The organism is Clostridiales bacterium, assembly GCA_025757645.1.
Classification (GTDB): Bacteria; Bacillota; Clostridia; order Oscillospirales; family Oscillospiraceae; genus CAG-103.
The window spans coordinates 1746060-1768963 of sequence record CP107216.1; the positions used below are offsets into that span (position 1 = coordinate 1746060).

A 22904-nucleotide genomic window follows, 5' to 3' on the forward strand; every position below is an offset into this window, starting at 1 on the left:
ACAGCCCGTCGACTGTACGGATTGAGCCGGATGAACCACCGGCGGGGTCGTGATATGGCAAAGGGGCAGCCGGTTTCCCGTCCGCCCCTGCGTATCCTGATTTGATTTTTGGTATAAGAAAACCACCTTGCCGATTGGTAAGATGGTTTTCGCGCGTGCGTGATTATTATATAAAATAATTTTCTTTTCAGCCGTTATTTATGCGTAAGTTTTTCTTCATAACCTATCCCGTTGTTACATTCCTTCTGCTTGCTCGGATTTGATCTGAACATATGGTCAACAGGTATTCCATCGGGGAAGGCGTCACAGGCGCATTTCCACCCGTCAATATTTTCTCGTTGGTGGATGCACTTATCACAAGGGTAATCTGTACAAATCATTTTCTTCCCCCCTTAATATATTTATCATATAGCGCTTTTGCTTCTTTCGGGACTTCTGCATTTCTGCTTAACAGGACTTCCACTTCCGCAATGCACTCGGCACCATCACTAAAGGCTGTTGCGCTGATACCTTCTATGTGAACATTCCCTAAAGCTGCATAGAGTTTTTCGACTTCTTCAACACTCAACCCGTGTATAAGCTTTGCATGACCACACTCATGTATAACTGCTTCTTTAAGGCTTTGCGGCAAATTGCTTTTGGTATTTGCAATCATTGCGTCAGCCTCTTTAATAGTCAATCCGCCAAGAATCCGGCTGTTAATATTGATTTCGGCTAATCCGTACTGATTAGTAAACACCTGAAACAGAGCAGAGCTTCCGGTTGTATCATCATAAAAATCGCCAAACCGTGCGGAAGAAATGTACATATCTCCGTTCGATTCAAATTCTTTTATTGTTTCGCCTATAGTGTCCGATACTTCCGGAAGGATATTTTGGGTATCCGCCATCATTTTGAAGTCGTCAATGTCAATCGATTTTATTGTACTACTATTTTCGGAATTTTCAACCGCTTTTGTAGGCAGCCCAGACGGGAGCTGCACACCGGTGATCTTCTGTTGTACCCGCGCCGCCGCAGACGCGGTTGACGCCGCCGAGCGATCCCAGCCCGCAACGGCCAGCCGCTCGTGGTATGGTTTCAGGTCGTTATCGGCGCAGAACTTCGTGTAGGCCGCGTTCTGCGCCTGCAGGCGCTTGGCGGACTGCGTGTATTTCTCCTGCAGCTTTGCCTTGGCTGCCGGATCTTCACAGTTTTTCACGGCCGTATGCAGCGCCGCACACTTGCGCTTCTGTGCACGGATGCGGCGTTCCATCGCGCGCTGCGTCTGCGACAGCTCATACGCGCGTCGGTTGGCTTCGGTGTCGATAGGCTTGTTGTGATTCTGACTGACGCCCGGCAGGAACGGCGTAAAAGAATGGCAGCAGTTATAGCCGCACAGGCCCAGCGGGTTCTCCGGGTAGCCGGTCGCATCCAGCAGGTTATCAAACTGCGCGTCCTTGCCGTCGATGCAGTACACCTTGCCCTGCCAGCCGGCATGATCGGCGATTGGGTCGGTATCGGACACACGCGCGCCAAGATGCTGCGACACCAGCACATGATTCCAGCCCATGTCTTTGCACTGCTGGATCGTCATGTTCCCGGATGACTGCGCCACGCCGGTGCGGATGCAGCGCAGCACCGCCACTTCCAGCGTGTCCTTATGGCCGGACGGATAGCGCACGATCGGCTGCACCTGCCCCAGCGCCTTCACGCCGTCGAGCATGGCAGCGGTATAGGGCTGCGCGCCGGTGCGCACTTTCCAATACGCCGCGTCGCAGATGTCGATAAACGCCTGATTGGTCACGCCGGCCGTTGTGCGCGTGATGTTGGATATTTCACCGACCGTGCGTTCATAGGCGTCTGTAATGATCGCCATCATGCGGGGCGACAGGCCGGAAAACGTCACAGCGGAAGCTTCGGCGTCTGCCTTTGCCGCCTGAATACCGCTGTCCTTGAAGATCTTCGCGATTTCCTGCTGCGATTTTCCGGTGTTTTTGGCTAGCGCCTTCTGGATTTCATCCAGATTCCCTCCAGCCTGTTCCAGCACCCACGCCTGCCACTCGTCCGTGCCGGTCAGCAGCTTCTTTTCTCCGCGGCCGAACCGGATCATGAAGCGCTCGATCATGTCTCGCGCGATCCATTCCGTCAGGCCGTCCAGCAGCGGCAGCAGGGTTTCGCCGATTTCCTGAAACTGTTCCGGGGTAATCATTCGGTATCAGGGAACAGCCCCGGTTTCGCTGTGTTGGCTTCGGCATAGGCCGCTTTTGCGTCGTCCTCGCTGAACCCTTCAAAGCGCACCAGATACATCCACCACGGCAAAACGCCCAGCTGGCAAAGGCTTTTCGTGTTCTGCCGGTCTTCTTCGTAGCTGTACGTGATGTCGCCGAAATTATACGCCACGGTATACGTACCATAGGGCGCCAGATCGTAGATGTCGGCGTAGTCGTTCAGTGCCTGGATCAGATCATCCACAGCTGCCTGGATGCGGTCGCGGATGTCCTTGATGCGCTGGATGGTACGGCGGTCATCGGCTTCCACCTGCGTCGCGGTGGCAAGGCCCTGCTTTTCGTTATAGCTGAAATAGCCTTCTGAAAAGCCGCACTTGGTCGACAGGCTTTGCAGCAGCAGATTGATGCCCGTCTGGCGTTCGCCTGTTTTCAGCTTGCGGTCAATTTCCTGATAGAAGCTTTCGGCCGCCGAGCCGGCAACGTTTTGCACATAGCGCGGCAGCCGCACGGAAACATTTTTCCGGCCGGGCTCGCGCAGCAGACGGTCATCCACAAGGGCGATCGACCGGGAATCCTGAATTTCGTCCACCATGGCAGACCATGCAACATCCAGTCCACGCAGCTCCGGCAGGGCGTTGGCATAGATGGACATACCGCAGGCGCCGCCGTCGATATTGTTGGCGTCTGGCATGGTGCACACGGCAAACAGCGGCGCGGTATCATCCAGCACGGCGTCCGGCAGGATGCCCACCCAATCCGGCACTTCGTCCAGATTCGCACGGGATGCCGCTGTTTTGCCCTTCGCTACCCGGAACGCGCGGTTGGAAACCACATAATGCGTCCCTTCATAGCGGTGGTATTCTGCCTTGACGTAGTAATAATCCGGCGTTGCCTTCGTGTCGTACAGCACCACGCCGGTCACGCACTTGCGGTTATCCACAGCCGTGATCGTAAATTCCGGCGGCGTGTACAAGCCGATGCTGTCCGGCGTGGGTTTCAGCAGGAACATACCGGCGGCGCAGCCAACGTCCACCATGTCACGCAGGAACGGAATCAGTTCTTCGTTCAGACGTTCCTGCAGCCAATCCGCGCGGGCCGAGCCGGACAGTTCGACGCTGACGCCCATCGTCGCAAGGCGCGCAGCTTCGCCGGTCACGGCCTTCGCAAAATTGATGGTGCGATCCTGATCGTTTGCCCACGGCGGGGTGCCCGTCCAGATCTGCATCCACAGGTCTTCCGCTTCGCGCATTTCCGGCGTTACCAGCGGCGCAATGCGGAATTCTTCGCGGATCTGCTTTTTCACGCTGTCCAGCGGGATATTGATTTTCACAGGCAGCCAACCTCCTTGAACACTTCGCACATTTTCGGAAACTGCGAAGCAATCCAGTCCACGTATGTTTCGTCATGGCCGTATTCCGGATGCGTAAAGTTTTCGGACAGCCCGCTTTCAAACAGAAATGCATGAATGATCTCATGACGCATAACTTTTTTCTGATAGACGCTAAAGTCTTTCAGGTCGCAGTCTTTGGCCTTTTTTGAAATAACAATGGTCTTTACCGTTTTGTCGCAGTAACCATCGCATTTTTCAAGCATTGCATCTTCGGCCGCCGTGGCTTCAATGATTTCATATTCCGTCCCCAAAATATTTACAGTCATGCACTTGCCCCCCTGCGCATCGTCAGCGGTTCCAGTGCGTACCGCGTGGCGTCGATGCTATGGTTATTCACGTCCGGGTATCCGGTGACGATGTTGCCGTCCCGATCCCGCTCGTATTCGTATTCCTGAAATTCCTTTGCCGCGTTCGGGCAGCGCACCGGGTCGATGATGATGCGCCTGCGCTGCAGCCACTTCATGCCGTGTTCGATCGACCCCGGGCCTTTGACAGCACCGGTGACAGGCAGGCCCATTTCACGGTGGTCGTTGACGCTTTTCGGTTCGGCCGAATCCGCCGTGATGGTGTAATCGTCATAGCCGTGCTCGATGATCCAACGCGCCGTCTGTTCGTTCGATTCCTTGCTGACGTAGTGTTCTGCGAAGATATACACCGCCTCGCGGTCGCTGTCGTAGTAGCAACGGATGAAGCAATACGGGTCGGGATACCAGCCCCAGTCCTCGCCCTGGAAGATGCGGTCGAAATGTGAAATCTCTTCGTCTGTGATCTCCCGCTGTTCCAGATAGTCAAAGACGCTGCCGCCGTCGCCGTTGGCCACGCCCTCGTATTCGTGTTCGTATGCTGCCGGGTTGACTTCCTTCAGGTGCTCCGCATCGGAGATAAACTTCGCGCCCAGCCATTCCGGCGGCGCTTCCGTGTAGCTGGAATGATGGAAAACGCGCCCCGGATTCGGGACAAGCCGCTCCTTGTTGACCCAGCTGGATTTGCTTTTTGGCGGGTTATAGGACGAAAAGTCGTAAGAATCCGCGCCGCCACGCAGCACGGATTGGTTGATAGAACGTTCTTCTTCCGGCCCGCAAAGCTGGTCTTTTTCTTCCTTCCACAGGATGCCGATATAGCCAAACGGCGGCTTGATGGATTTCAGTTTCAGCGGGTCGTCACAGCCGCGAAAATAGATCGTCTGGCCGGTTTCTTTCAGCACGATTTCCAGCGGCGACAGTTTGCAGTTGAATTCGTCGTAAAGCCCCAATTCATTGATTGCCCATTTCATCTGGGCATACACGCTGTCTTTCAGGGTGTTGCCCATCTTGCGGATGATACAGGCGTGCATCGTCGGGTTGTTTTTCAGCAGCTCGACGATTTTCAGGGATATATACGACGATTTCAGGCCGCCGCGGCCGCCCTCGAAGACGTACGTCATGTTCGGCTGAATGCGCCGGTTGATGTCGACAAACGCCCGGCCGATGACGCGCGCAGGCAGCTCATAGTGCGCAGATGCACGCGCCGCCGCCCTTGTTTCCTGCTCTTCCTTGATGCGCAGCGACTTCTCAAGGTCGCCGGCTGCGCGTAGACGGTCAGCGATGGAGGTTTCGATGCCGAACTGGTCTTTTTCCTGCCCACGCATGATCGCCGTGCGCAGCTCCTGGATCTCTTTCAGGGATGCCGTGCGCTCGGATTCGATTTTTTCCTGCCGCCGCGCTATATAGATTTTTATGTCAGGTTTTGTCAGGTTTTCCGCTCCGATGGATTTGGCGGTTTTCGCCGAGTACCCTGCTCTGCGCGCCGCCTCGGTCGCGTTGCCCAATTCGATGTAAAAATCCGCAAAAGCGCGCTGCTTTGGCGTGAGATTCATGGGATCACCCGCTATAGATTTTCGCCAGCGTTTTTACGACATCCGCCATGCTGTAAGTCTCCAGTACGCGCGTGCTGATATGCTTCCCGGTTTCATCGGTTTCTGCCTTTTCCAACACGTATTTTGTTACCATCCGGCCAAGCCGCTCGGAGTAGTGCTGTAACTGATTGACTTTGTAATGCTCGCCGCGCTGGTTCAGCGCCGCCTGCAGTTTGTAGGTAAGTTGTTTCAGATTCATAACCGCACCAGAATGCACAAAGCACCGAACCCGAAACCGGGCCGGTGCTTTGCTTTGTTGAGAGACAAGAGAAAAAGCCATGCGTACATTCTGCAAAAAGAATCAAAGGAAGAGAGGTATATCACAAAGTGACTTGCGGGACCGGTCTCTCTCGCAATCCCGCGATATCACTTTAACACAGATTCCCGTGAAAATGTTCCCGATTTTTTCCCACGTCACGCTCACGTCTCTGTGAGGCCGTACATTGTGATTGTAAAATTCCGCAGTGCGCAATCCTTCCAACGGTAAGCGGTCGTTTTCTCGATGGCCAATTCCCGGCACAGCCGCTCAACGCCGCCGATGCACGGCGTGATGTAAAAGCGCTGCAGCACGCAGCGGTCCCGCTCTGAGAGCTGATTCAAGGCACGATCCACGCGGCGCACCCGGTTCTCGGTCAAGCGCTGCGCCTCTTCCAGCCGCTCGCGCTTCAGGATGTTGTTGACGAGCGCATCGTCCCGGCCGTTTGAGCCGCCGGCGACCGGACTGCCGTCCGCCGAGGCACTGCGGATGCTCGTGATCTCCGTCGCCAGGTCAGCGATCTGATCGCTGATGTTTGCAATTGCCGCCTTTCGGTTCATGTAGTTGCGCAGCTCATCAGCCGCCTCCCGCTTCCAGTCCAACATCCTCACCTCCTTTGTCAGTCATCATTTCACACCGCCTCGCTCCCCGGGACGATGCGATCCCAGCACTCTGTGCATATCTGCGGCACGCTTTTCTTTGTATTCCAGTTCTTTTCGCATAGACATTCAGTACCATTTCCCGGCTCATATCCGTATTCCTCCGGACATCCCGCACACCCGCCGATGAAGCATGCATCCACCTTGTCCGGATGCTCCATAACCAGCAGCTCGCGGAATGTGCAGCCGTGCGACTTCCTTACAAGCATATCTACCCGAAAACCGTCCCAGTCTGCCGTCGGCACGCCGACATAGTCACACCACGCGCGTTCCAGCTTCGCGCCGGCGGATTCCACCCAGTCCGGAAGGAACACAACGTAGTCCACCGCCTCCATCTCAGCGAAGCAGATGCGCATATAGTCCAGCTTGGTCAGCCCCTCCGGCGCTGTGACCGGATTGATGACCGTCGCGCCCAGCCGCTCAAGTTGTGCAACCGCTCGGGCGAATTTTCCCTTATAGTCCGGATCACCGGCGATTTTCCCTGATATGTAGATTTTCATGGTTGTCCTCCTTTCAGAGCACCGGGCGAATTTCCCCGCCCAGTGTGCTATCGAATCACTGCATGATGACGACCTTGCCCTGTTCAATCAGGTCTTTCAGGCCGCGCTCGAAATACTCAGCGATGTTGCGTTTCGCTTCCAGACGCCAGATGCCGCCATCCGCCTCGAAAAAGGCGATGCCTTTCTCGCTGTCCACGCGCAGGAGAAATTCGCTTTCCGGCTGCGCGACCTCGAGGAACGTGCGGAACGGCTGCAGTTTAATCCGTGGCCGCACATTAACGACTGCGTTGAGCGCAACGCCCTGCCGCGCCGTCACGGTCTGCGTGACGCCATTATCGTTGGTAGACACTGTGTTCTCATCGGACATACGGCTGAGCAGATCCAGCAGATACTCCGTGCCTCCGTTCGGGATGAACAGACTGCGCAGCTCGATCAGCGCAGTTTCTCGGTCACGCCAGCCAGTGCGCATGCCCGGCGCGTCCGCCTGCGCACGATACAGGACATTGCGGGAGAAGTCCGGCAGATACGTCGTCATTACTTCGACCTTGTTATAATCCCGGACATGTACCATGATGGTCGTCCCAACCTTGGCGATCTCGGTGCGCACCAGCTTGCAGACAGCATCCAGACCGCTGACGCTGACGGAATCGGGACGATCCACATGCGGCGGGATCCGCGTAAGATTGGCGTCGGAATAGGTCTGCCCATCAATTTCGAAGATTTTGGTTTCTTTCAGGCTCACGATTTTGTCGATCATTTCTGCGAACATTGTCATATCCTCCTTCGTTATTCGGCTGCCTGCTGGCTGGCCTGCAGCAGATTCAGAATTTTCGGTGTTTCCTGTTCATGCCCGTCCATGCGCATCTGGCCGGGGAGCTGCGGCACCATTTCGGCAACGACCATTTCCCCGTTGCCATCAGTGGTAACGCAAAGCGACGTTGCGACCGGATTGGTCGCCGCGAGCGTGGCCTTGGCAACAACATTCACGCGGATCTGCCGGCGGTCATCGTCCGGTGTCAGCTCGATCGTCAGCGTGATCTTGCGCTTTGCGGTTGCTTTGGTGTTGACGTCAAGGATGTTGTCAACACAGCGCTGCATCTCATAGTCCACGCGCTCCTGGAATGCACCCTGCGCCATCTGCAGGATGCTCGCTCTTTGGGTTTCGTGATTCATGGTTGTCCTCCTTCGTTTTTTACATAGCCACCGCATCAGCGAGTGCGGCCATTGTCTCAATTTTCCCGGGCACTGCATACTCCGGGAGGTTCGCTGCCACAACGGCCGCAGCCATCGGCGGGCAGACGGCATTGCCGCATCTGGCTACTTGCTGTGTCTTCGGGTAAGGCTTTCCGGCCGCATCATGGTCGATGATGTAATCCGGCGGAAAGCCCATGGCGTTGTACAGCTCCCGAGGCGACAGCATCCGCAAGCCGATATCCGCGATATAGTACAGCACCCCGCCGATTGACAGGAGCAGCAGGTCATCCGTGCCCAGTGCGTAGCCACAGTACCGGTTCAGCAGATCGCGGATCTGCGGCCAGTAGTGAAGCCGCTCGGATGTGCCGATTTTACAAAGCACTGCCTTGCAGCAGCCAAACACGCCGCCCGCTGTCTGTGTCGGCAGCGGCTCCGACGGCCGTGTGCCGACCTCGTCCCGCTTGTACTTGACTACATGTGCAGCAACCACGGCTTCCCGGTCGTGACTCGTGACCGCATGCATCGGGCTTTGCACATCCAACGGCCGGCCTCTGCCGTAATACTCCACCAGATTCGCGCAGGTAAGGCCGTAACGGTTCGAGGCGTCCACCGTGCAGACGGGCTTATCCAGTCCAGCCGCTCGGGCGCTTTCTGTTTTCTCCGTGTGGTACTGGATCAGTGACGGCGATAGCAGCATCTGCCCGCCGCCTCCGCCTGTACGGACTGTGTTCATTGGTTCGGAGACCGGTGCCCCGACACTGTTGCTGGTGTTCGTCATCGTCAGCGGCGTGAGGACCGTCCGGCAAATGCCACCGGTGTGCTTTGCCGTAATCGTTTTACACGGCTCTTGGCTATCCGTGACGTGCCCACCTCTGGAATGGTTACAATCAACGATGAACGGTGCCCCGGATTTGATCGTGAACTTGTCCACGCCGCGAATAATGCGGCGCATGGTGTTGTCCGCCAGCGGCCGGACGCTGGAAATGCCGTACCGCTCGTGGATTTCATCCTTCGTCGAAAAAATTGAAGGGCACGGCAGCGACCAGTCGATGATCTCCGCTGCGCTGCGCCATGGCAGCAGTTTTCCGCTGCGCACTTCCGCACTGTCTCGCGGGGCGTGTGTGCGCTCCGGCCAGACGATCGCACGTCCGTCGCAGCGGGCAATCAGCACCAGCCGACGTCTGGTAGTCGGCGCACCATAGTCGGCTGCCACCAGCTCGCGCCATTCCACGGTATACCCAAGTGCCCGAAGCTGCCCGACAAACTTCTGGAACGTCGTACCGGCCAGTTTCTTTACCGGCTTCCCCTTACGCACCGGCCCCCACGTCTGGAACTCTTCGACGTTTTCAAGGATGATGACGCGCGGGCGCACCTTCGCCGCCCAGCGCAGGGCAATCCACGCAAGGCCCCGGATCTTGCGGTCAACAAGCGCCGCGCCCTTTGCCTTTGAAAAATGCTTGCAGTCCGGCGAGAACCATGCCAGCGCCACCGGCCGCCCTCGGCAGACCGTCTCCGGATCCACATCCCAGACAGATGCCTGGTAATGCTCCGTGTACGGATGGTTCGCCTCGTGCATCCGGATCGCTGCCGGGTCGTGATTGATTGCCACATTGACGACGCGCCCAAGCGCTAGCTCGATTCCCGTGGACGCGCCGCCGCCACCGGCAAAGCTGTCAACGATGATCTCGCCGTCAAGCGTCTCCTGTGTACGCAGCATCATGTCGCCTCCCCCGCGCCGAGCGCGAGCTGCCCGGCGGCATACAGCTCGTACACCGTCCGTCCGCGATCATCTGCCATATACGGCAGGAAGATCTGCTGCATCGGCACATCGCAGGATTCGATCAGCGCCATTTGCGCCAGCACCCAGTCGCGCACGTTCCGCCACGCAGTCATTTCCGCCTGCTCGTGGTCGGCCTTGATCTTCTGATTTGCAAACACCCGCAGCGTCCCATCCACGGCCGCCGGCAGGCGGAAGCCACGCGGCCCAACCGGCGTGTCGATCCCAAACGCGATCGCCTGCGGCTTACCATTATCGTAGTCAATCATGATCTTGGTGGCGCCGTGGCGTGCAAGCGCGCCTTGGATTTCCCCGATGGACGTATATACGTCCACTTTCGTCGTATAGTTTTTGATTGCCATGTGCCCACCTCACTCCGGATCGCCGAGAAACAGGATCACGCCCCGGCGCATCTGCACCCGGTACGGCTCCAGCTCCTCGGCTGTCATGTACTTATGGCCGAAATGCTCCTTCATCCGCCACCAGACTTCCCACGGCACGCGATAGACCGCGCGACCGCGCAGACACACCAGCACAAAGACCAGTGCGCCCTTCTGGGCGTGCGACTGCATGGCATATGCCTGCTCGTGCGTCACCGCGCTCTGCAGGATGCGGTCTTTGTCCGTGGCCTTGGCTTCAAATACAACGCTGCGGCCGCCGTCGATCGTGCCCTGAAAATCCGGCTGCGCCTGCTTGGTGAAAACCGCCTCGAACGACCAGCAGCCGCTCGCGTTCTGATGCCGGCCGGAAATGACCTTGATCGGCTCCGGCGTCTTGTCGATCTCCGCGATGCCATGCGCCCGGTAATACGCGCAGGCCGTGAGAATCTGCGCCTCAAAGCCTTCCCCGGTCGCACGGCTGATACTCCCCTGTGCCTGACGCGCCGGGTTTTTCGCCGACTCCTCGGCGTGGAAAAACTGCAGCGCCTTTTCATACGCCACAGGATCCAGCTTGCGCGCCGCCTGTTTCTGATAGCGCGGCGGAAGGCTGTCCATGCTGATGCCCATTGTAGTTGCTCCTTCCTATGTAGTGTCTTTGATCTCGTAATACTCCTGCCACGGCCAGCCGCTCAGCTCATGCCAGCCGCTCTTATACTCCGACCCATCGTCAAAGCGATAGAGATGCATCCCCCGTCTGGCCTTCGGCTCTTTTCTCCACGTCTCGGCCTTGGTCACCTGATAGCGAATCTCCGGCTTGGCCATGCCGGCGCTGCAGGTATACCGCCGGCGGCGGATGCCCTGCTCGCGGCAGCGGCGCATGGTGGAGCGTGATTCCTTGATGAGGTAGGACGCGAGCTTTGCGTGGTTCTTGCGGTCATCGAGCATCTGGAAGCTGATAGAGCCCGCGCCATTGGTCACCTTTGTCCAGGCGGCGTCGATGATCTGCGCATCAAAGCGCGGCAGGAGGATATGATGATGCACGTTCGTCATGTGCTTGGTTTCGAGCACGGCGATGTATTTCAGGCGCTTGCCCGCTTTGGCGTACGCCTTACGCAGCTCGCGGAAGAACGCGGCTCTGTCCCGCTCGGCTTGCTCTAATGTGATGGTTTTGCACCAGTAGTGCAGCACCAGATGGAAGTCGCCATAATGGTAGTTGCAGTTGATGAGCCAGCGCAGGTGCTCCTCTGCCACGCGCTCGTTGATACGCTCCTGACACTTGGAGGTCTCCTTCTCGGATGATCGCTTGCGCGGCTTGACTTCCTTGCTGTGCACACGGGATGAATACATCTTGCGGTGCTCGACCGTTTCCCCGCACACGACGGTGCGATGTACATACGGCATGATTGCCTCCCTGTCTGTCTCCGGTCGAGTTAGTAATTGGTCTTACCGAAGCTGAAAACGCCTTGCGGCGTCAGCGTTTTTCGGCTTGCAGGGCGGGCAACTGTATGCTATAATATACATATAGTGTAGCGCGCCCTGTGCGCTATTGGGTTTTCACCGCCTGCGGGTTTGACGATCTTCGCAGGCGGTGTCTTTTTATGTCTCCGGCGGCGCCCACATGACGCGCGCCCCGTGGACGACTTCCTGCCATGGGACGCCCCACAGCTCCGCCGCGCACTGGATCGCCGCGAACGGCGATGCGCACGGTACGACCACGGCCTTGCGCCCCGGGAGCGCCACCCGCGCGCGGCCTTTTGCGGCCCAGCGGTCATTCCGGCGTCGCATGGCCAGCTCTGCCGGTGACATATATACGACCTCCGGACGTCTCATGCGACGCCGAGCGCAGCGAATAGGATGTGAAACAGCCACCCCGCCAGCGCGATGCCGGCGATAAAGGACGCGCAGACGATGCCGTCTTCGGCACCCCAGATGATGTAGCGGCGCACCTTCGCCTTGGCGCGCGGATCTCCGAACACCTTCATTCGTCGTCACTCCCCTCTGCCGTTCGGTACAGCATCTGCATGTTGTTCGCGCAGATATTGCACACCGGCGTGCCGTGAATGTACCGGATGTCGTTCACGCTGCCGCAGAACGCGCAACCAGGCGCGTACTTGCGCAGAATGATGCCTTTCCCGTCCGTGTAGATCTCGACAGGGTCTTTCTCCTGGAGATCGAGCGCCCGGCGCAGCTCCCTCGGGAGCGTGATGCGGCCGAGCTCGTCGACCCTTCTGACGATTCCTGTTGCTTTCATTGGTTTCTCCTTTCTCATTACTGATATTTGATCGCTGCGCGCAGGGTGTCGATGGGGATATCCAATCCCCGCCCGAGCGCGAGCAGGTCGTTAATGGTCATGCCGCCAATGTTCTGCAGCCGGTTCGCCGCCGTCTGGCGGCAGCAGCCGATCAGGGTCTCCGGCTTGACGCCCTGCACCCGGATCTGACCATAGAGCAGCGTCTGCAGTTGGTCATAGCGGCTGGTGCGCTTCCTCAGTTTTGGCATATGTACCTCCCTCCTTTTCTTGCCTGTTCCTCCTCGCACGTGGTAGAATCACAGCGAAGGAGGAATTTTTATGGATATTCTTGAATTGCAATATGAAATACTCTCGCGCTTGAGCTCGCAGTGCGGCAGTTTGAATCTGAATGACTTCCAGCTTGAAACCGGGGAATCGGCAACAGACATCGAAGCAGCCGCTCGCGCTCTCTGGACACATGAACCGCATTTTGTGAGAGCTTTCGGTGAGAACATTGACTTTCTGAACATCACCGACGCCGGCCGGCTCGAACTCGCTCGCCTCAAACAGGAGCGGGAGCAAAAAGCCAACGAGGCCCAAGCTGTTGCCAACCAGATTGCGGAGCTCCGCCGAATCGCTGACGCTGCATCCGAGCGCGCGGAAATCGCAAGACAGCAGGCTGTTACCGCGCAAGAGCAAGCCAGAAAGGCCGAAAAAGATGCTACGTTCTCGAAAATCGTTGCCATAGTGTCACTCGCTGCATCCATCATCATTCCGCTGGTTACCTGACAGCCGCTCGAGTGCATCTGTATACATCTTCTCGGTTGCCCGCTCCCGCTCGAACGTGGATTTCAGACAGTCATTGCAGATGTGATTGAAGATCGCAAGGCATACAAGGAAGCCGACAAAGCAACAGATCACACCAACGGCGACCAGCGTCTTCAGGGTGTACATATTTTCACCTCCCCTGCGCGGATGTTTGTTATTGCAGAATAGTTCTGTTAAACCTTACTGCTTTAGCAAAAAAATATCATCAATGCCTACATGATAAATGCTGCACAGCTGAGCAAGTTTATTTGCGGTCGGATATGTCTTGCCCTGTTCCCAATTGCTAATCGTGGAAACGTTGACATTCAGGCGCTTTGCAACGCATTTCTGCGTAAGGCCACTATTAATCCTCGCCGCCTTCAAAGACAACTTCATATCTTCACCCCCTTCTCACTAGTTCTGTTTAACCTTACCACTTGATTTCAGAATTGTCAATAGTTTAAACCGAACTTTTTCCGTTTTATATTGACTTTTTTCAGGTTTAAGCGTACATTATGTAACTGAAATGAGGTGCTGCCCTTGAACAGCGAAATATTCTACGATAAAAAAATCTTCGCACAGAACCTTTGCCGTCTCATGAAAGAGAGCGGCGAAAGACAGACCGACATTGCAAAGCTGTTAAAAGTAAGCAAGTCTACTGTATCAGAATACTGCAAGGGGCAACAAATGCCCCGTATGGACAAAATCGAAATGCTCTCTATTCACTTCGGAGTCTCTAAGTCCGAACTACTTGAATCAAGCGAGCTTACAGGCTCAACTTCGCCAAAGGATGCGCAACGGCCAGAGCGCAAAAACGTTGTCCGCATTGCCGGCCGCGACGGTTCTTATGTCGAGAAGAATTTGAGCGACGAACAAGTCGCCGCTCTGAAAACGCTCATCGATCAGCTCCCGGAAGCCGATGACCTCTGATATAATCTGCAAACTGATCGTATACCAGCCGCTCGAGCGGTGAGGTCAAAAAGCGCTTCCGCCAGTAAAGCTCCTGCATGCGCGTCCAACGGAATTCGGCAGCCGCTCGGCTGATGTCGCACAGCCGCTCGATGTCCTCAGCCGACTGCACGCTGCACCCCCATAGCACACAGGCCGGGGCAAGCAGACGCGAGGCAAACACGTTGGCCGCCTGCTCGATGGGATTGTCGTCCGGGGCTGGCTCACGGCACACGAGGTCATACCGGCCGACGTGGCCCAGGATGATGTGGCCCAGCTCATGCGCGCAGGTAAAGCGCTGCCGCGCCGGGATCGCCAAGCTGGACACCATGATCGTCGGCGCGCCGCCGATGACGGTGGACATACCGTCGTTGTTGTCCCGCTCGGCCGGCGTATACCGCCGCACAGACACGCCCAGCGCCCGGCACACGCCGCTGATCTTGACCGGCAGCTCCGTCACCTTGCAGTCGATCAGGATGCGCCACGATGCATCGCGCGCGTCTTTGTAGTCTTGATAGTTCACTTCCATCGCCTCCGCGCTTATTATGCGCAGGGGCGGCGGCGTAGCACAGTCCCTTTTATCGTACATCAAAGAAAGAATAGACATTTAGACCATAAAATGATAAAATTGGTTTAAATCGTTGTAAAGCGAAAGCAGATAAAAGGGGTGGAGTGTCATGAGTTTTTGGTTTAAAAAACGCAAAAAAGCTTCAGCGGCAGCGCCAATTCCGAAGCATCCGGGTGAATATGCTCAAGATTGCAATCAAAGCCTCCTCAAGGATGGACGATATGATCCAACTCGCGTTTCCAGCCATGAAAATGACGTGGTTAAAGAAGTGATTTTGGCATCTCGAAAAAAATATTCACGTCCATATCAAGGAATTGGCCTTGCAGTGGAGACTTATTCCGTTATCTACAAGCCGAGATATATCTTGTATGAATATATAGTCCAGAAATACGGTCACTCAAGTAGTGTTTTTGATGTTCTCGCAACCGCCATAGCATACAAAGAAAAGGGCGCCGCCTATAGACGCCTCTCACTCCAATATTTTCAGTTGTTCTTCCAAAGCGCATCAAGTGCTGACATTGCAAAGCTACCACGGTCATACCCGCTCTGGTCTATTTACAATATGATGTCAGACCTATATGAAAGCACTTACGACCTAGAAAGCGCGCTCGATTACGCAAAAAAAGCCGCAGCAGAAAAGCGGCGGCTTAATTTCATTTCTCCATACGACGTTACGCATACAGGAAAAATTCTGTTGAAAATGCGTCCTGAACTTGCGGTTGACTATTTTGCGGAATGCCTCAATGATTCAAATCTTAAACAATTCAAGACCATTATCCAGGAATCGCTTGACGACGCAAAGGACAAGGAAAAAAGAGGGTACATATACAAACCACGCCGCAAAATTATTGAACCTGATCAATTCGACATCGAAATTCAGAATCTTGTGCGTGAACGATACATCAATTTGTAAGATGGTGGCACGCATGCAGGCAGAAATCTATAGCATCATGTACCGCATGATCCACAAATACGGCTGGAATTGGGGCACCACGCGCGGCCTCATCAATCGCCGGTTCGGCACGAACTATACCGCCGATGAATTGAAAGAGCTGTACAGGCGGTATTTCTTGTCTAAGAGAAAATGAAAAAGTGCTTGCGCACAATTAACGGCACAAGCACTCTTTCCACCAAATAAAAATCTCTTCAAAAACAAATAACTCCTAGCCAAATTCCTTACACAGAATTATGGCTAAGCGTATTATATGCACAATGAGCGTAAAAAGTCAACATTTTTATCAGTTAAATTATTGGTATTATACTAAATTTTATGGAGTAACTTATGGAACTATCTATTACTAACGATTTATTTCAATTTGCCTTCTGCGGCACGAAAGATCAGTGGTACAAAAAGCTAGACAGACTTGCCCAGCTTGCTTTGCCCGAAAAATGGTCTTACCGAAATCCACTGCCCACAGGCCAGAACCAGAAAACCCCTATACTAGAAAATTATATTCTACACACTTTTAAGCGGCTCGCATTTGAGTACGAGCAAGCTGAAACCGACCAAGAGCGAGAAGAAATATTTTCAGTTGTTGGAGACAAGCTCTGTTTTAACACTGGACTGTTTACAACAACATACGAAACGATTTATGCAGCTTTCCAGAAAAATAGAGTTCCAGGGAAAGAACCATGGTATTTAACGTGCTTTTCTGATACTGGCGACCCTTTTTTCAGAGATTTCTTGCATCTTCCACGTCGCGCACAGTATTTTTCAAAAATCAGCGAGCTAATTTATGATACAAACGCCGAGCTTCGTGTCAACACTGCACACATACTACAAAACGACCGAAATCGCGAACGCCTCCCAGAATCCTTAAATGATTCCCCGTACCTAACAACTCTATTTAACGGTGCTGTTGATCTTGCAAAGAAAAAAATCGAAGCAAATTACAAAGCAGCAGTTCCTCAGTTCTACGATAATCAACTCTGCTTTCTGCTTCCTATATGCCTAACAAACATGGATAACGCAGATCTTTCCCTCGCCGTTAGATGGCATGATGGTTACTATACGGGTCACACATGCCTAACCCTCGACATGGCCTATAATAATGCCAGACTAATCGCGTGCCCGAATAGCGAGTGGCTCAAGCCCTGATTCCACTATGGTGCATTGCGCCATGATGAAAATCAGATTCCGTATAGCAAGGAGGAATACCATGAAAGTCCCCGAGCCGCGAAAATTGAAAAGTGGAACATGGTTTATCCAGATGCGGCTCGGCGGCGAGAGCATACCGGTATCCGCCCCGACGCGGACGGAGTGCATCAAACAGGCGGAAAAAATCAAAGCCGACTACCGCAACGGGCAGCGCCTCCCCTGCAAGAGCACGCAAACGCTGGAGCAGTGTGTGACGGCGTACATCGACGCCAAGCGCGGCGTGCTGTCGCCGTCAACGATACGAGAGTACAAATCCATGGCGCGGAATCGGTTCACCGCGCAAATGAAAAAACCAGTCCGTGAGATCACGAACTGGCAGGCGATTGTGAGCGCAGAGGCAAAAAGCGTGAAACCGAAGACGCTGAAAAATGCGTGGATGATGGTGGCGGCCGCGCTGAAATTCGGCGGGTGCGACGTGCCCAAGGTAACGCTGCCGCAAGTGCCGCCGAACGAACGCCAATGGCTAGACCCAGAGCAAATCAGGGTATTCGTGGCGGACGTTGCAAACGAGCCGTTTGCCATTCCCGCGCTGCTGGCGCTGCACGGCCTCCGCCGCTCGGAGATCATGGCGGTTAACTGGTCGGACATAGACCTGACCGCAAAGACGATCCGCGTATCCGGTGCGGTCGTCATCGGCGAGGATCAGCGGCCGCAGCAAAAGGCATCCAACAAAAACCGATCTTCCACGCGCACAATCCCTATCATGATACCGGAGCTGCTGGCCGCGCTGGAGGCCGTCGAGGACAAGTCCGGGCCGGTCGTGCACTGTAACCCGAACACGATTTACCACCAGATCAACCGCGTGTGCGCGCGCAATGGGCTGCCGCAGGTCGGAACGCACGGGCTTCGGCACAGCTTCGCGTCGCTGGGGTATCACCTCGGCGTGCCGGAGCTGGAAATGATGCAGCTTGGCGGATGGGCAGACAACCAGACCATGATACGCATTTATACGCACATCGCAAACGCTGACCGGGTCAAGGCAGAAAACGCTATGACCGGATTTTTTACGCAAAATGCTAACAAAAATGCTAACCGCAAGCAAAAAACGTAGTGTTTTCAATGGTTTTGCGATGCTTTTCAGCGGGTTCGATTCCCGTATCCCGCTCCAGTAGCCGCTGCGGAGGGATCTCTGCGGCGGCATTTTTTGCCATGACCTTGAAAAAGCCTGACGCAATCTGCGTCAGGCTTTTCGTTTATCCCGCAGCAGCCCGCCGTGCACGGTGCGCATCCAGCTTGGAAAACACCAAGCAGACCAGCCCCATATAGACAAAGAGAATGGCAAGCGCCGGAAGCTCATACAAAAACGGCACCGGTATCCACTTCCAGAGCAGGTTCAGGATACTGACGTCTATGTCCTGCCCGAACGCGAAGAAATAATTTGCCTGCGGACAAACGGTGTGCCGCAGCAGCAGGTCCACAAGGAATGCCGCAAATGCAGTCGTCAAAAGCGCCCCTGTGACGCCCGGCAGATCCTTCAGCCGAGGCCGGTAAAAGCCCAGTGTTGTCAGGCTGAACCCGCAGATTAGGATCAGCATGTGCGTGATATAATATCCCAGCATCCGCGGCAGCCACAGAGAGTAGCCAACAAACGGCGCCTCCGGAAACACAAGCGCCATGAGCGCACCGAGCGGCGCGACGAAAAAGGCAAACCCGAGCAAGGAGCGCCGGTGCGTCAGGATGCCGATTGGGATCAGGAACATGTTGATATTGCAGAGCTGCAGCGGCAGCTCGTTGAACCAGTTGAACCGGTCGAGCCCCGACGCCTGCAAAAACTGCACATCCCGGGACAAAAAGCCTTTATAGACGAAAAATCCGATGATGTTCACTGCACACAGCGCGATAAGCACGGCGGCACGGCAGCGCTCCGACCGGCCGCGCAGCAGAGCCCACAGCAGCACGACCGCTCCGGCGGCAAACGCAAGGAGCAGCAGATAGGCAGCATTAAACGGTCGTATGATCATGGTGAGACCTCCTCTTGGAAAACAGATACGTTGTCAGCGAATGCGCGGCCACGGCAAGTGCGCAGCCGGCGATGAGATCCGCCGCAGAGTGCTGCTTGACCAGCAGTGTGGACAGGCAGATCAAAATGACCAATACAGCGGACGCCAGACGCAGCCGCTTGCGCGCACGCAGCGGCGGCATGCGAAACGTCGCCAGATGCATGACCAGCGCCTCATAGCAGTGCAGGCTCGGAAACACGTTGACCGGCGCATCGTTAGCATAGATCAGGCGGCACAGCGCACGAGCCAAGCCGGGCCCCGCTGCGCTCGGGCGAAAATCCACACACGTCGGATAAAGCACAAACACGGCCGCACAGACAAACGCACCCGAAAACAGCGCCGCCACCTGCCGGTAAAACACATCCCTGGCCCGGAAACAGGCCCAGAGCATGCACCCCGGCACATAGAAATACCACAAAACATAAAACACGATAAAGCCCGGCCAAAACGGAAGCCAGTCATCGAGCGGCAAATGCACGACATGATACCGCAGCCCGAGGTGCTGCGACACGAAATAAAAAACCGACAGCGCACCGAAGAGCAGAAACCAGAGCGCGTGCCTGTATTTTTGAAACAACGACTGCATCGTCCGCCCTCCTTTGCGTGAGGCAGTATAACACACCACGGCACCTTTGTGCGGGGATTCGGCCATGTTTCACATCTTAATTCGACAAAGTGCGCAAAAACACACGACATAAGGCCCGAAGCCGATGGCTCCGGGCCTTTGCATAGAAACGTATTTACAGCAGCAGGATGCCGGCCCGCTCACAGGCGGCGGTCGTCTCGTCGTCCCAGACAGACGCCTGCACCTCACCGATATGTGCCTTGCCGAGCAGCAGCATGGACAGGCGCGACTGGCCGATGCCGCCGCCGATCGTCGGCGGTAGCTGGCCTGCCAGCAGCATCTTGTGATAGGTCCGCTCGCGGCGGTCGTCACAGCCGGCAATGGTCAGCTGACGATCCAGACTCTCGGGATCGACACGGATGCCCATGGACGAGAGCTCAAACGCGCAGTCGAGCAGCTCGTTCCAGAACAGGATATCGCCGTTCATCGTCCAGTCGTCATAGTCCGGCGAGCGGCCGTCGTGCGGCTTGCCGGAGCGCAGCGCGCCGCCGATGCCGATGATGAACGTCGTGTGGTGCTCGCGCACGAAGGCGTGCTCGCGTTCCTTCGGCGTCAGGTCCGGATAACGATCTTCCAGCTCCTGCGCCGTGACAAACGTCACCTGGCGCTCCAGCTCCGGCAGCACCTGAAGCTGCGGATAAATCGCGCGCATGGTGCGCTGCGTGTCACAGACAGCGGCAACGATATCCATGACCGTCGACTTGAGATAGTCCAGATTCCGGTCGCTGCTCTCAATGATTTTTTCCCAGTCCCACTGATCGACGTAGACCGAGTGCAGATTGTCGAGCACATCCTCGTCGCGGCGGATGGCGTTCATGTCGGTATAAAAGCCCTTGCCGGGATAGAAATCATAGCGGTGGAGCGCCATGCGCTTCCACTTGGCGAGCGACTGGACGACCTGCGCCTCCTTGCCAGCCTGGGGAATATCGAACAAAACCGGGCGCTCGTAGCCGTTGAGATTGTCGTTCAGGCCGCTGGCCTCTTCCAGAAACAGCGGCGCCGAAACGCGAAACAGATTCAGCTTCGCGGCGAGCTGATCCTCAAACAGACGTTTGAGCAGGCCGATGGCCTTCTGCGTGTCATAAACGCCGAGCAGGCTCTTATAGCCCTCGGGGATGTAGGTGTTCATGCTTTGTTTTCCTCGCTTTCTGTGAGCATACGCACGAGCGTCTGATAGACATCCTCCGCGTGTGCCTTAAAATAGTGCTCCATCGTGCGCGCCTGCGCCTCGTCGGCAGCCAGCAGCTGCATGGAAACGATCCGGCCGATCCCGTCCGAAAGCGAGAGATGCACATTGCACCCGCCCTCCGGCGTGTTCGTATGCTGCGCGACGATCATGGCGGCGCGGCGCATCTGCTCGGCGATCGGCTCCGTGACGCGGTCGGCCTTCATGCGCACGGAGTACGGCAGACTGCTGGCGACCTCCCTGACATTGCGGCTGCCCTTTTCCGTGATGCGGTACTTGCCGCCCTCTTCCGTGATGTGCGCCGTATCCACCAAATCCGCAAGACAGTCAGCGTAATCAAAATAGCCGATGCCGTTGTCGCAGAAAACGAGGTCGGACAACGTCTGCGCATCCACCGCCGCGGGTAAATGATTCAAAATGTAGAGGATGAGGATCTTAATGTCGAGTTTCTCGTGAATGAAACCGAGCCCTTCCATGGCGCACCTCCCATATGGGATAATAATATATTATAACGCGGAAAGCGTTTTGTGTAAAGCGCTTTCAAAAGGAATCACATCGAAAACCGCCACGCATACACTGTTACTGAAGCGTGCTTCAATCTGATGCCAGGAGGTTATGAAATGGCAGACAAAGTGGTACCGGGACCGGTCGAGGGCAGCGCCGCAGTCCGGGAAGCGGTTTGTATCCATACGCGCAAGATCTTCGACTCCTGCCGCGACAAAGACTGCGTGGAGGACCTGCGGGTGTATCCCACGGCCTGCTCGCAGGCGAAGCTGGACTGCGCCCTGAGCGTGCGTCCGCGCAGCGCCGAGCTGCTGTGCGCCGACGTGCACGTCAAGGAGATTACCTTCAACAAGGGCTACTATACGGTGGACGTGACGTACTTCTACCGCGTGCGCGGCGAGACGTTCCCCGGCTGCGAGCCGGTGTGCGGCCTTGCGATCTTCGATAAGCGCGTCATGCTCTTCGGCAGTCAGGCGAGCGCAAAGGTATTTGCCTCCGACGACTGCTGCTGCGATCCGTGCGAGAACGGCCTGCCGATCGGCGTGGTCGAATCCGTCGACCCGATCGCCCTGCACATGAAGTTGGTGGACAGCGGCAGTTCCGTGGAGTCCGAGCAGGAGCCGCGCGCCATCCCGCAGAAGATCCTCGACGCCATGGGCGAAGAGCTCTCGCTGACTTGCTGCGGCAAGAAGCTGTACGTGACGCTGGGGCAGTTTTCGATCATCCGGCTCGAGCGTGACACGCAGCTGCTCATCCCGGCCTACGACTACTGCATGCCGGACAAAGCGTGCCAGGGCTCGACCGAGGACGATCCGTGCTCGATGTTCAGCCGCATCCACTTCCCCATCGACGAGTTCTTCCCGCCGGACTGCGTGACGCCGGACGAGGACTACCGCAGTCTGCTGTAAGGCCGCGGGTGGCAGCAAAAATCCCATCGGCCTGCGCCGATGGGATTTTGCTTTTATTTCTTGTGGACGACCTCGCCCGAGGACTTGAGGATGCTGTCCGCCGGGATGACGCCGCGCACGCACGACACCGGATAGATGTTCGAGTGCCGGCCGATGACCGTGCCGGGGTTCAGGACGCTGTTGCAGCCGACCTCCACATAATCGCCGAGGATAGCGCCGACCTTCTTGCGGCCGGTCTCGATGTGCTCGGCCCCGTTTTTGATGACGACGAGCGTTTTATCACTCTTGACGTTTGACGTGATGGAGCCCGCGCCCATGTGGGACTTGTAGCCGAGGATGGAATCGCCGACGTAGTTGAAGTGCGGCGTCTGGACATTATCAAACAGCACCACGTTTTTCAGCTCGCAGGAGTTACCAACGACGGCGTTTTTGCCCACGATCGCATTGCCGCGCACGAAAGCGCACTGGCGCAGCTCAGCGCCGTGGTCAATGATGCAGGGGCCGGCGATATAGGCGCTGTCAAAGATCTTGGCATCGCGCGCGATCCAGATGTTCTCGCCGCGCTGCTCGTATTCCTCCGCCTGGAGCGTCGGGCCGAGCTGAAGAATGAAATCTCCGATCTCCGCCAGAGCCTCCCACGGATAGGTCTTGCCCGCAAACAGCGGGGCCGCGATCGTCTTGCTCAGGTCGAGCAGGTCTTGTATCGTCATCAT

At 56.1% G+C, this 22904-nt stretch carries 31 protein-coding genes; 7 read left to right on the forward strand and 24 right to left on the reverse strand.

From position 1 onward, the window contains the following. Positions 1-376: 376 nt before the first annotated feature. The 17 genes from OGM61_08410 to OGM61_08490 all read right to left on the reverse strand — a co-directional run bounded on the left by OGM61_08410 (position 377) and on the right by OGM61_08490 (position 12756). Positions 377-2188: a phage minor capsid protein gene (locus tag OGM61_08410; GenBank protein UYI83874.1), complete on the reverse strand. Its 1812-nt coding sequence runs from the start codon at positions 2186-2188 to the stop codon at positions 377-379. Next, entirely contained in the window at positions 2185-3537 is a 1353-nt protein-coding gene (locus OGM61_08415; GenBank protein ID UYI83875.1) for a hypothetical protein, read from the reverse strand. Before OGM61_08415 ends, OGM61_08410 begins: the two co-directional genes overlap by 4 nt. After that, complete coding sequence (locus OGM61_08420; protein ID UYI83876.1) at positions 3534-3863, reverse strand: hypothetical protein; 330 nt, start codon at positions 3861-3863, stop codon at positions 3534-3536. The genes OGM61_08415 and OGM61_08420 overlap by 4 nt, the downstream gene beginning before the upstream one ends. Further along, complete coding sequence (locus OGM61_08425) at positions 3860-5452, reverse strand: PBSX family phage terminase large subunit (protein ID UYI83877.1); 1593 nt, start codon at positions 5450-5452, stop codon at positions 3860-3862. Before OGM61_08425 ends, OGM61_08420 begins: the two co-directional genes overlap by 4 nt. A 4-nt stretch (positions 5453-5456) precedes the next feature. Beyond that, positions 5457-5690 carry a hypothetical protein gene (locus OGM61_08430; protein ID UYI83878.1) on the reverse strand — a complete coding sequence of 78 codons (234 nt, stop codon included), beginning with the start codon at positions 5688-5690 and terminating at the stop codon, positions 5457-5459. Positions 5691-5911: 221 nt separating this feature from the next. Further along, complete coding sequence (locus OGM61_08435; GenBank protein UYI83879.1) at positions 5912-6352, reverse strand: DUF1492 domain-containing protein; 441 nt, start codon at positions 6350-6352, stop codon at positions 5912-5914. 26 nt (positions 6353-6378) lie between these two features. Further along, positions 6379-6906: a DUF4406 domain-containing protein gene (locus OGM61_08440; protein ID UYI83880.1), complete on the reverse strand. Its 528-nt coding sequence runs from the start codon at positions 6904-6906 to the stop codon at positions 6379-6381. Between the two features lie 55 nt (positions 6907-6961). Then, entirely contained in the window at positions 6962-7675 is a 714-nt protein-coding gene (locus OGM61_08445; protein ID UYI83881.1) for a hypothetical protein, read from the reverse strand. Positions 7676-7692: 17 nt separating this feature from the next. Next, entirely contained in the window at positions 7693-8079 is a 387-nt protein-coding gene (locus tag OGM61_08450; GenBank protein ID UYI83882.1) for a hypothetical protein, read from the reverse strand. 19 nt (positions 8080-8098) lie between these two features. Next, complete coding sequence (locus tag OGM61_08455) at positions 8099-9817, reverse strand: DNA cytosine methyltransferase (GenBank protein ID UYI83883.1); 1719 nt, start codon at positions 9815-9817, stop codon at positions 8099-8101. Further along, positions 9817-10239, reverse strand: coding sequence for a hypothetical protein (locus OGM61_08460; protein UYI83884.1), 423 nt, complete (start codon positions 10237-10239; stop codon positions 9817-9819). The genes OGM61_08455 and OGM61_08460 overlap by 1 nt, the downstream gene beginning before the upstream one ends. 9 nt (positions 10240-10248) lie before the next feature. Then, positions 10249-10884: a Holliday junction resolvase RecU gene (locus OGM61_08465; protein UYI83885.1), complete on the reverse strand. Its 636-nt coding sequence runs from the start codon at positions 10882-10884 to the stop codon at positions 10249-10251. A gap of 15 nt (positions 10885-10899) precedes the next feature. Further along, positions 10900-11658: a hypothetical protein gene (locus tag OGM61_08470; protein ID UYI83886.1), complete on the reverse strand. Its 759-nt coding sequence runs from the start codon at positions 11656-11658 to the stop codon at positions 10900-10902. A 195-nt stretch (positions 11659-11853) separates the two neighbouring features. Next, the gene (locus OGM61_08475) at positions 11854-12042 is read right to left on the reverse strand and encodes a hypothetical protein (protein UYI83887.1); all 189 of its coding nucleotides are present in this window, start codon (positions 12040-12042) and stop codon (positions 11854-11856) included. A gap of 41 nt (positions 12043-12083) precedes the next feature. Then, on the reverse strand, positions 12084-12239 hold the full coding sequence (locus OGM61_08480) for a hypothetical protein (GenBank protein ID UYI83888.1): 156 nt from the start codon (positions 12237-12239) through the stop codon (positions 12084-12086). Beyond that, positions 12236-12508, reverse strand: a complete 273-nt coding sequence (locus OGM61_08485; GenBank protein ID UYI83889.1) for an AbrB/MazE/SpoVT family DNA-binding domain-containing protein — start codon at positions 12506-12508, stop codon at positions 12236-12238. Before OGM61_08485 ends, OGM61_08480 begins: the two co-directional genes overlap by 4 nt. Positions 12509-12525: 17 nt before the next feature. Next, positions 12526-12756: a hypothetical protein gene (locus tag OGM61_08490; GenBank protein UYI83890.1), complete on the reverse strand. Its 231-nt coding sequence runs from the start codon at positions 12754-12756 to the stop codon at positions 12526-12528. Between the two features lie 70 nt (positions 12757-12826). On the opposite strand from OGM61_08490, the gene OGM61_08495 reads away from it, so the two are divergent. Beyond that, positions 12827-13276, forward strand: coding sequence for a hypothetical protein (locus OGM61_08495; protein UYI83891.1), 450 nt, complete (start codon positions 12827-12829; stop codon positions 13274-13276). On the opposite strand, the gene OGM61_08500 is transcribed toward OGM61_08495, so the two are convergent. Then, positions 13238-13441 carry a hypothetical protein gene (locus tag OGM61_08500; protein UYI83892.1) on the reverse strand — a complete coding sequence of 68 codons (204 nt, stop codon included), beginning with the start codon at positions 13439-13441 and terminating at the stop codon, positions 13238-13240. The genes OGM61_08495 and OGM61_08500 overlap by 39 nt on opposite strands. Positions 13442-13834: 393 nt before the next feature. Between OGM61_08500 and OGM61_08505 the strand changes: the two genes are divergently transcribed. After that, complete coding sequence (locus OGM61_08505) at positions 13835-14224, forward strand: helix-turn-helix domain-containing protein (protein ID UYI83893.1); 390 nt, start codon at positions 13835-13837, stop codon at positions 14222-14224. On the opposite strand, the gene OGM61_08510 is transcribed toward OGM61_08505, so the two are convergent. Beyond that, complete coding sequence (locus tag OGM61_08510) at positions 14190-14765, reverse strand: ImmA/IrrE family metallo-endopeptidase (GenBank protein ID UYI83894.1); 576 nt, start codon at positions 14763-14765, stop codon at positions 14190-14192. The genes OGM61_08505 and OGM61_08510 overlap by 35 nt on opposite strands. Before the next feature lie 154 nt (positions 14766-14919). Between OGM61_08510 and OGM61_08515 the strand changes: the two genes are divergently transcribed. From OGM61_08515 to OGM61_08530, 4 genes are all read left to right on the forward strand, one after another. Further along, entirely contained in the window at positions 14920-15723 is an 804-nt protein-coding gene (locus tag OGM61_08515; protein UYI83895.1) for a hypothetical protein, read from the forward strand. 13 nt (positions 15724-15736) lie between these two features. Continuing rightward, on the forward strand, positions 15737-15898 hold the full coding sequence (locus OGM61_08520; GenBank protein ID UYI83896.1) for a hypothetical protein: 162 nt from the start codon (positions 15737-15739) through the stop codon (positions 15896-15898). Positions 15899-16092: 194 nt separating this feature from the next. Continuing rightward, positions 16093-16908, forward strand: a complete 816-nt coding sequence (locus tag OGM61_08525) for a DUF3825 domain-containing protein (protein ID UYI83897.1) — start codon at positions 16093-16095, stop codon at positions 16906-16908. Positions 16909-16969: 61 nt separating this feature from the next. After that, positions 16970-18019 (forward strand): site-specific integrase, encoded by a 1050-nt coding sequence (locus OGM61_08530; GenBank protein ID UYI83898.1) that lies wholly within the window; start codon positions 16970-16972, stop codon positions 18017-18019. Positions 18020-18161: 142 nt separating this feature from the next. On the opposite strand, the gene OGM61_08535 is transcribed toward OGM61_08530, so the two are convergent. From OGM61_08535 to OGM61_08550, 4 genes are all read right to left on the reverse strand, one after another. Then, positions 18162-18929, reverse strand: a complete 768-nt coding sequence (locus OGM61_08535; protein UYI83899.1) for a YwaF family protein — start codon at positions 18927-18929, stop codon at positions 18162-18164. Then, entirely contained in the window at positions 18910-19620 is a 711-nt protein-coding gene (locus tag OGM61_08540; GenBank protein ID UYI83900.1) for a phosphatase PAP2 family protein, read from the reverse strand. The genes OGM61_08535 and OGM61_08540 overlap by 20 nt, the downstream gene beginning before the upstream one ends. Positions 19621-19708: 88 nt before the next feature. Further along, a complete protein-coding gene (gene asnA / locus OGM61_08545) occupies positions 19709-20722 on the reverse strand; it encodes an aspartate--ammonia ligase (GenBank protein ID UYI83901.1) in 1014 nt (337 codons plus the stop codon). Beyond that, entirely contained in the window at positions 20719-21255 is a 537-nt protein-coding gene (locus OGM61_08550; GenBank protein ID UYI83902.1) for a DUF4364 family protein, read from the reverse strand. The genes asnA and OGM61_08550 overlap by 4 nt, the downstream gene beginning before the upstream one ends. A 144-nt stretch (positions 21256-21399) precedes the next feature. On the opposite strand from OGM61_08550, the gene OGM61_08555 reads away from it, so the two are divergent. Then, a complete protein-coding gene (locus tag OGM61_08555; protein UYI83903.1) occupies positions 21400-22191 on the forward strand; it encodes a hypothetical protein in 792 nt (263 codons plus the stop codon). Positions 22192-22244: 53 nt separating this feature from the next. Here the strand turns inward: OGM61_08555 and OGM61_08560 are convergent, their stop codons facing one another. Beyond that, positions 22245-22904, reverse strand: a complete 660-nt coding sequence (locus OGM61_08560) for a UDP-N-acetylglucosamine pyrophosphorylase (protein ID UYI83904.1) — start codon at positions 22902-22904, stop codon at positions 22245-22247.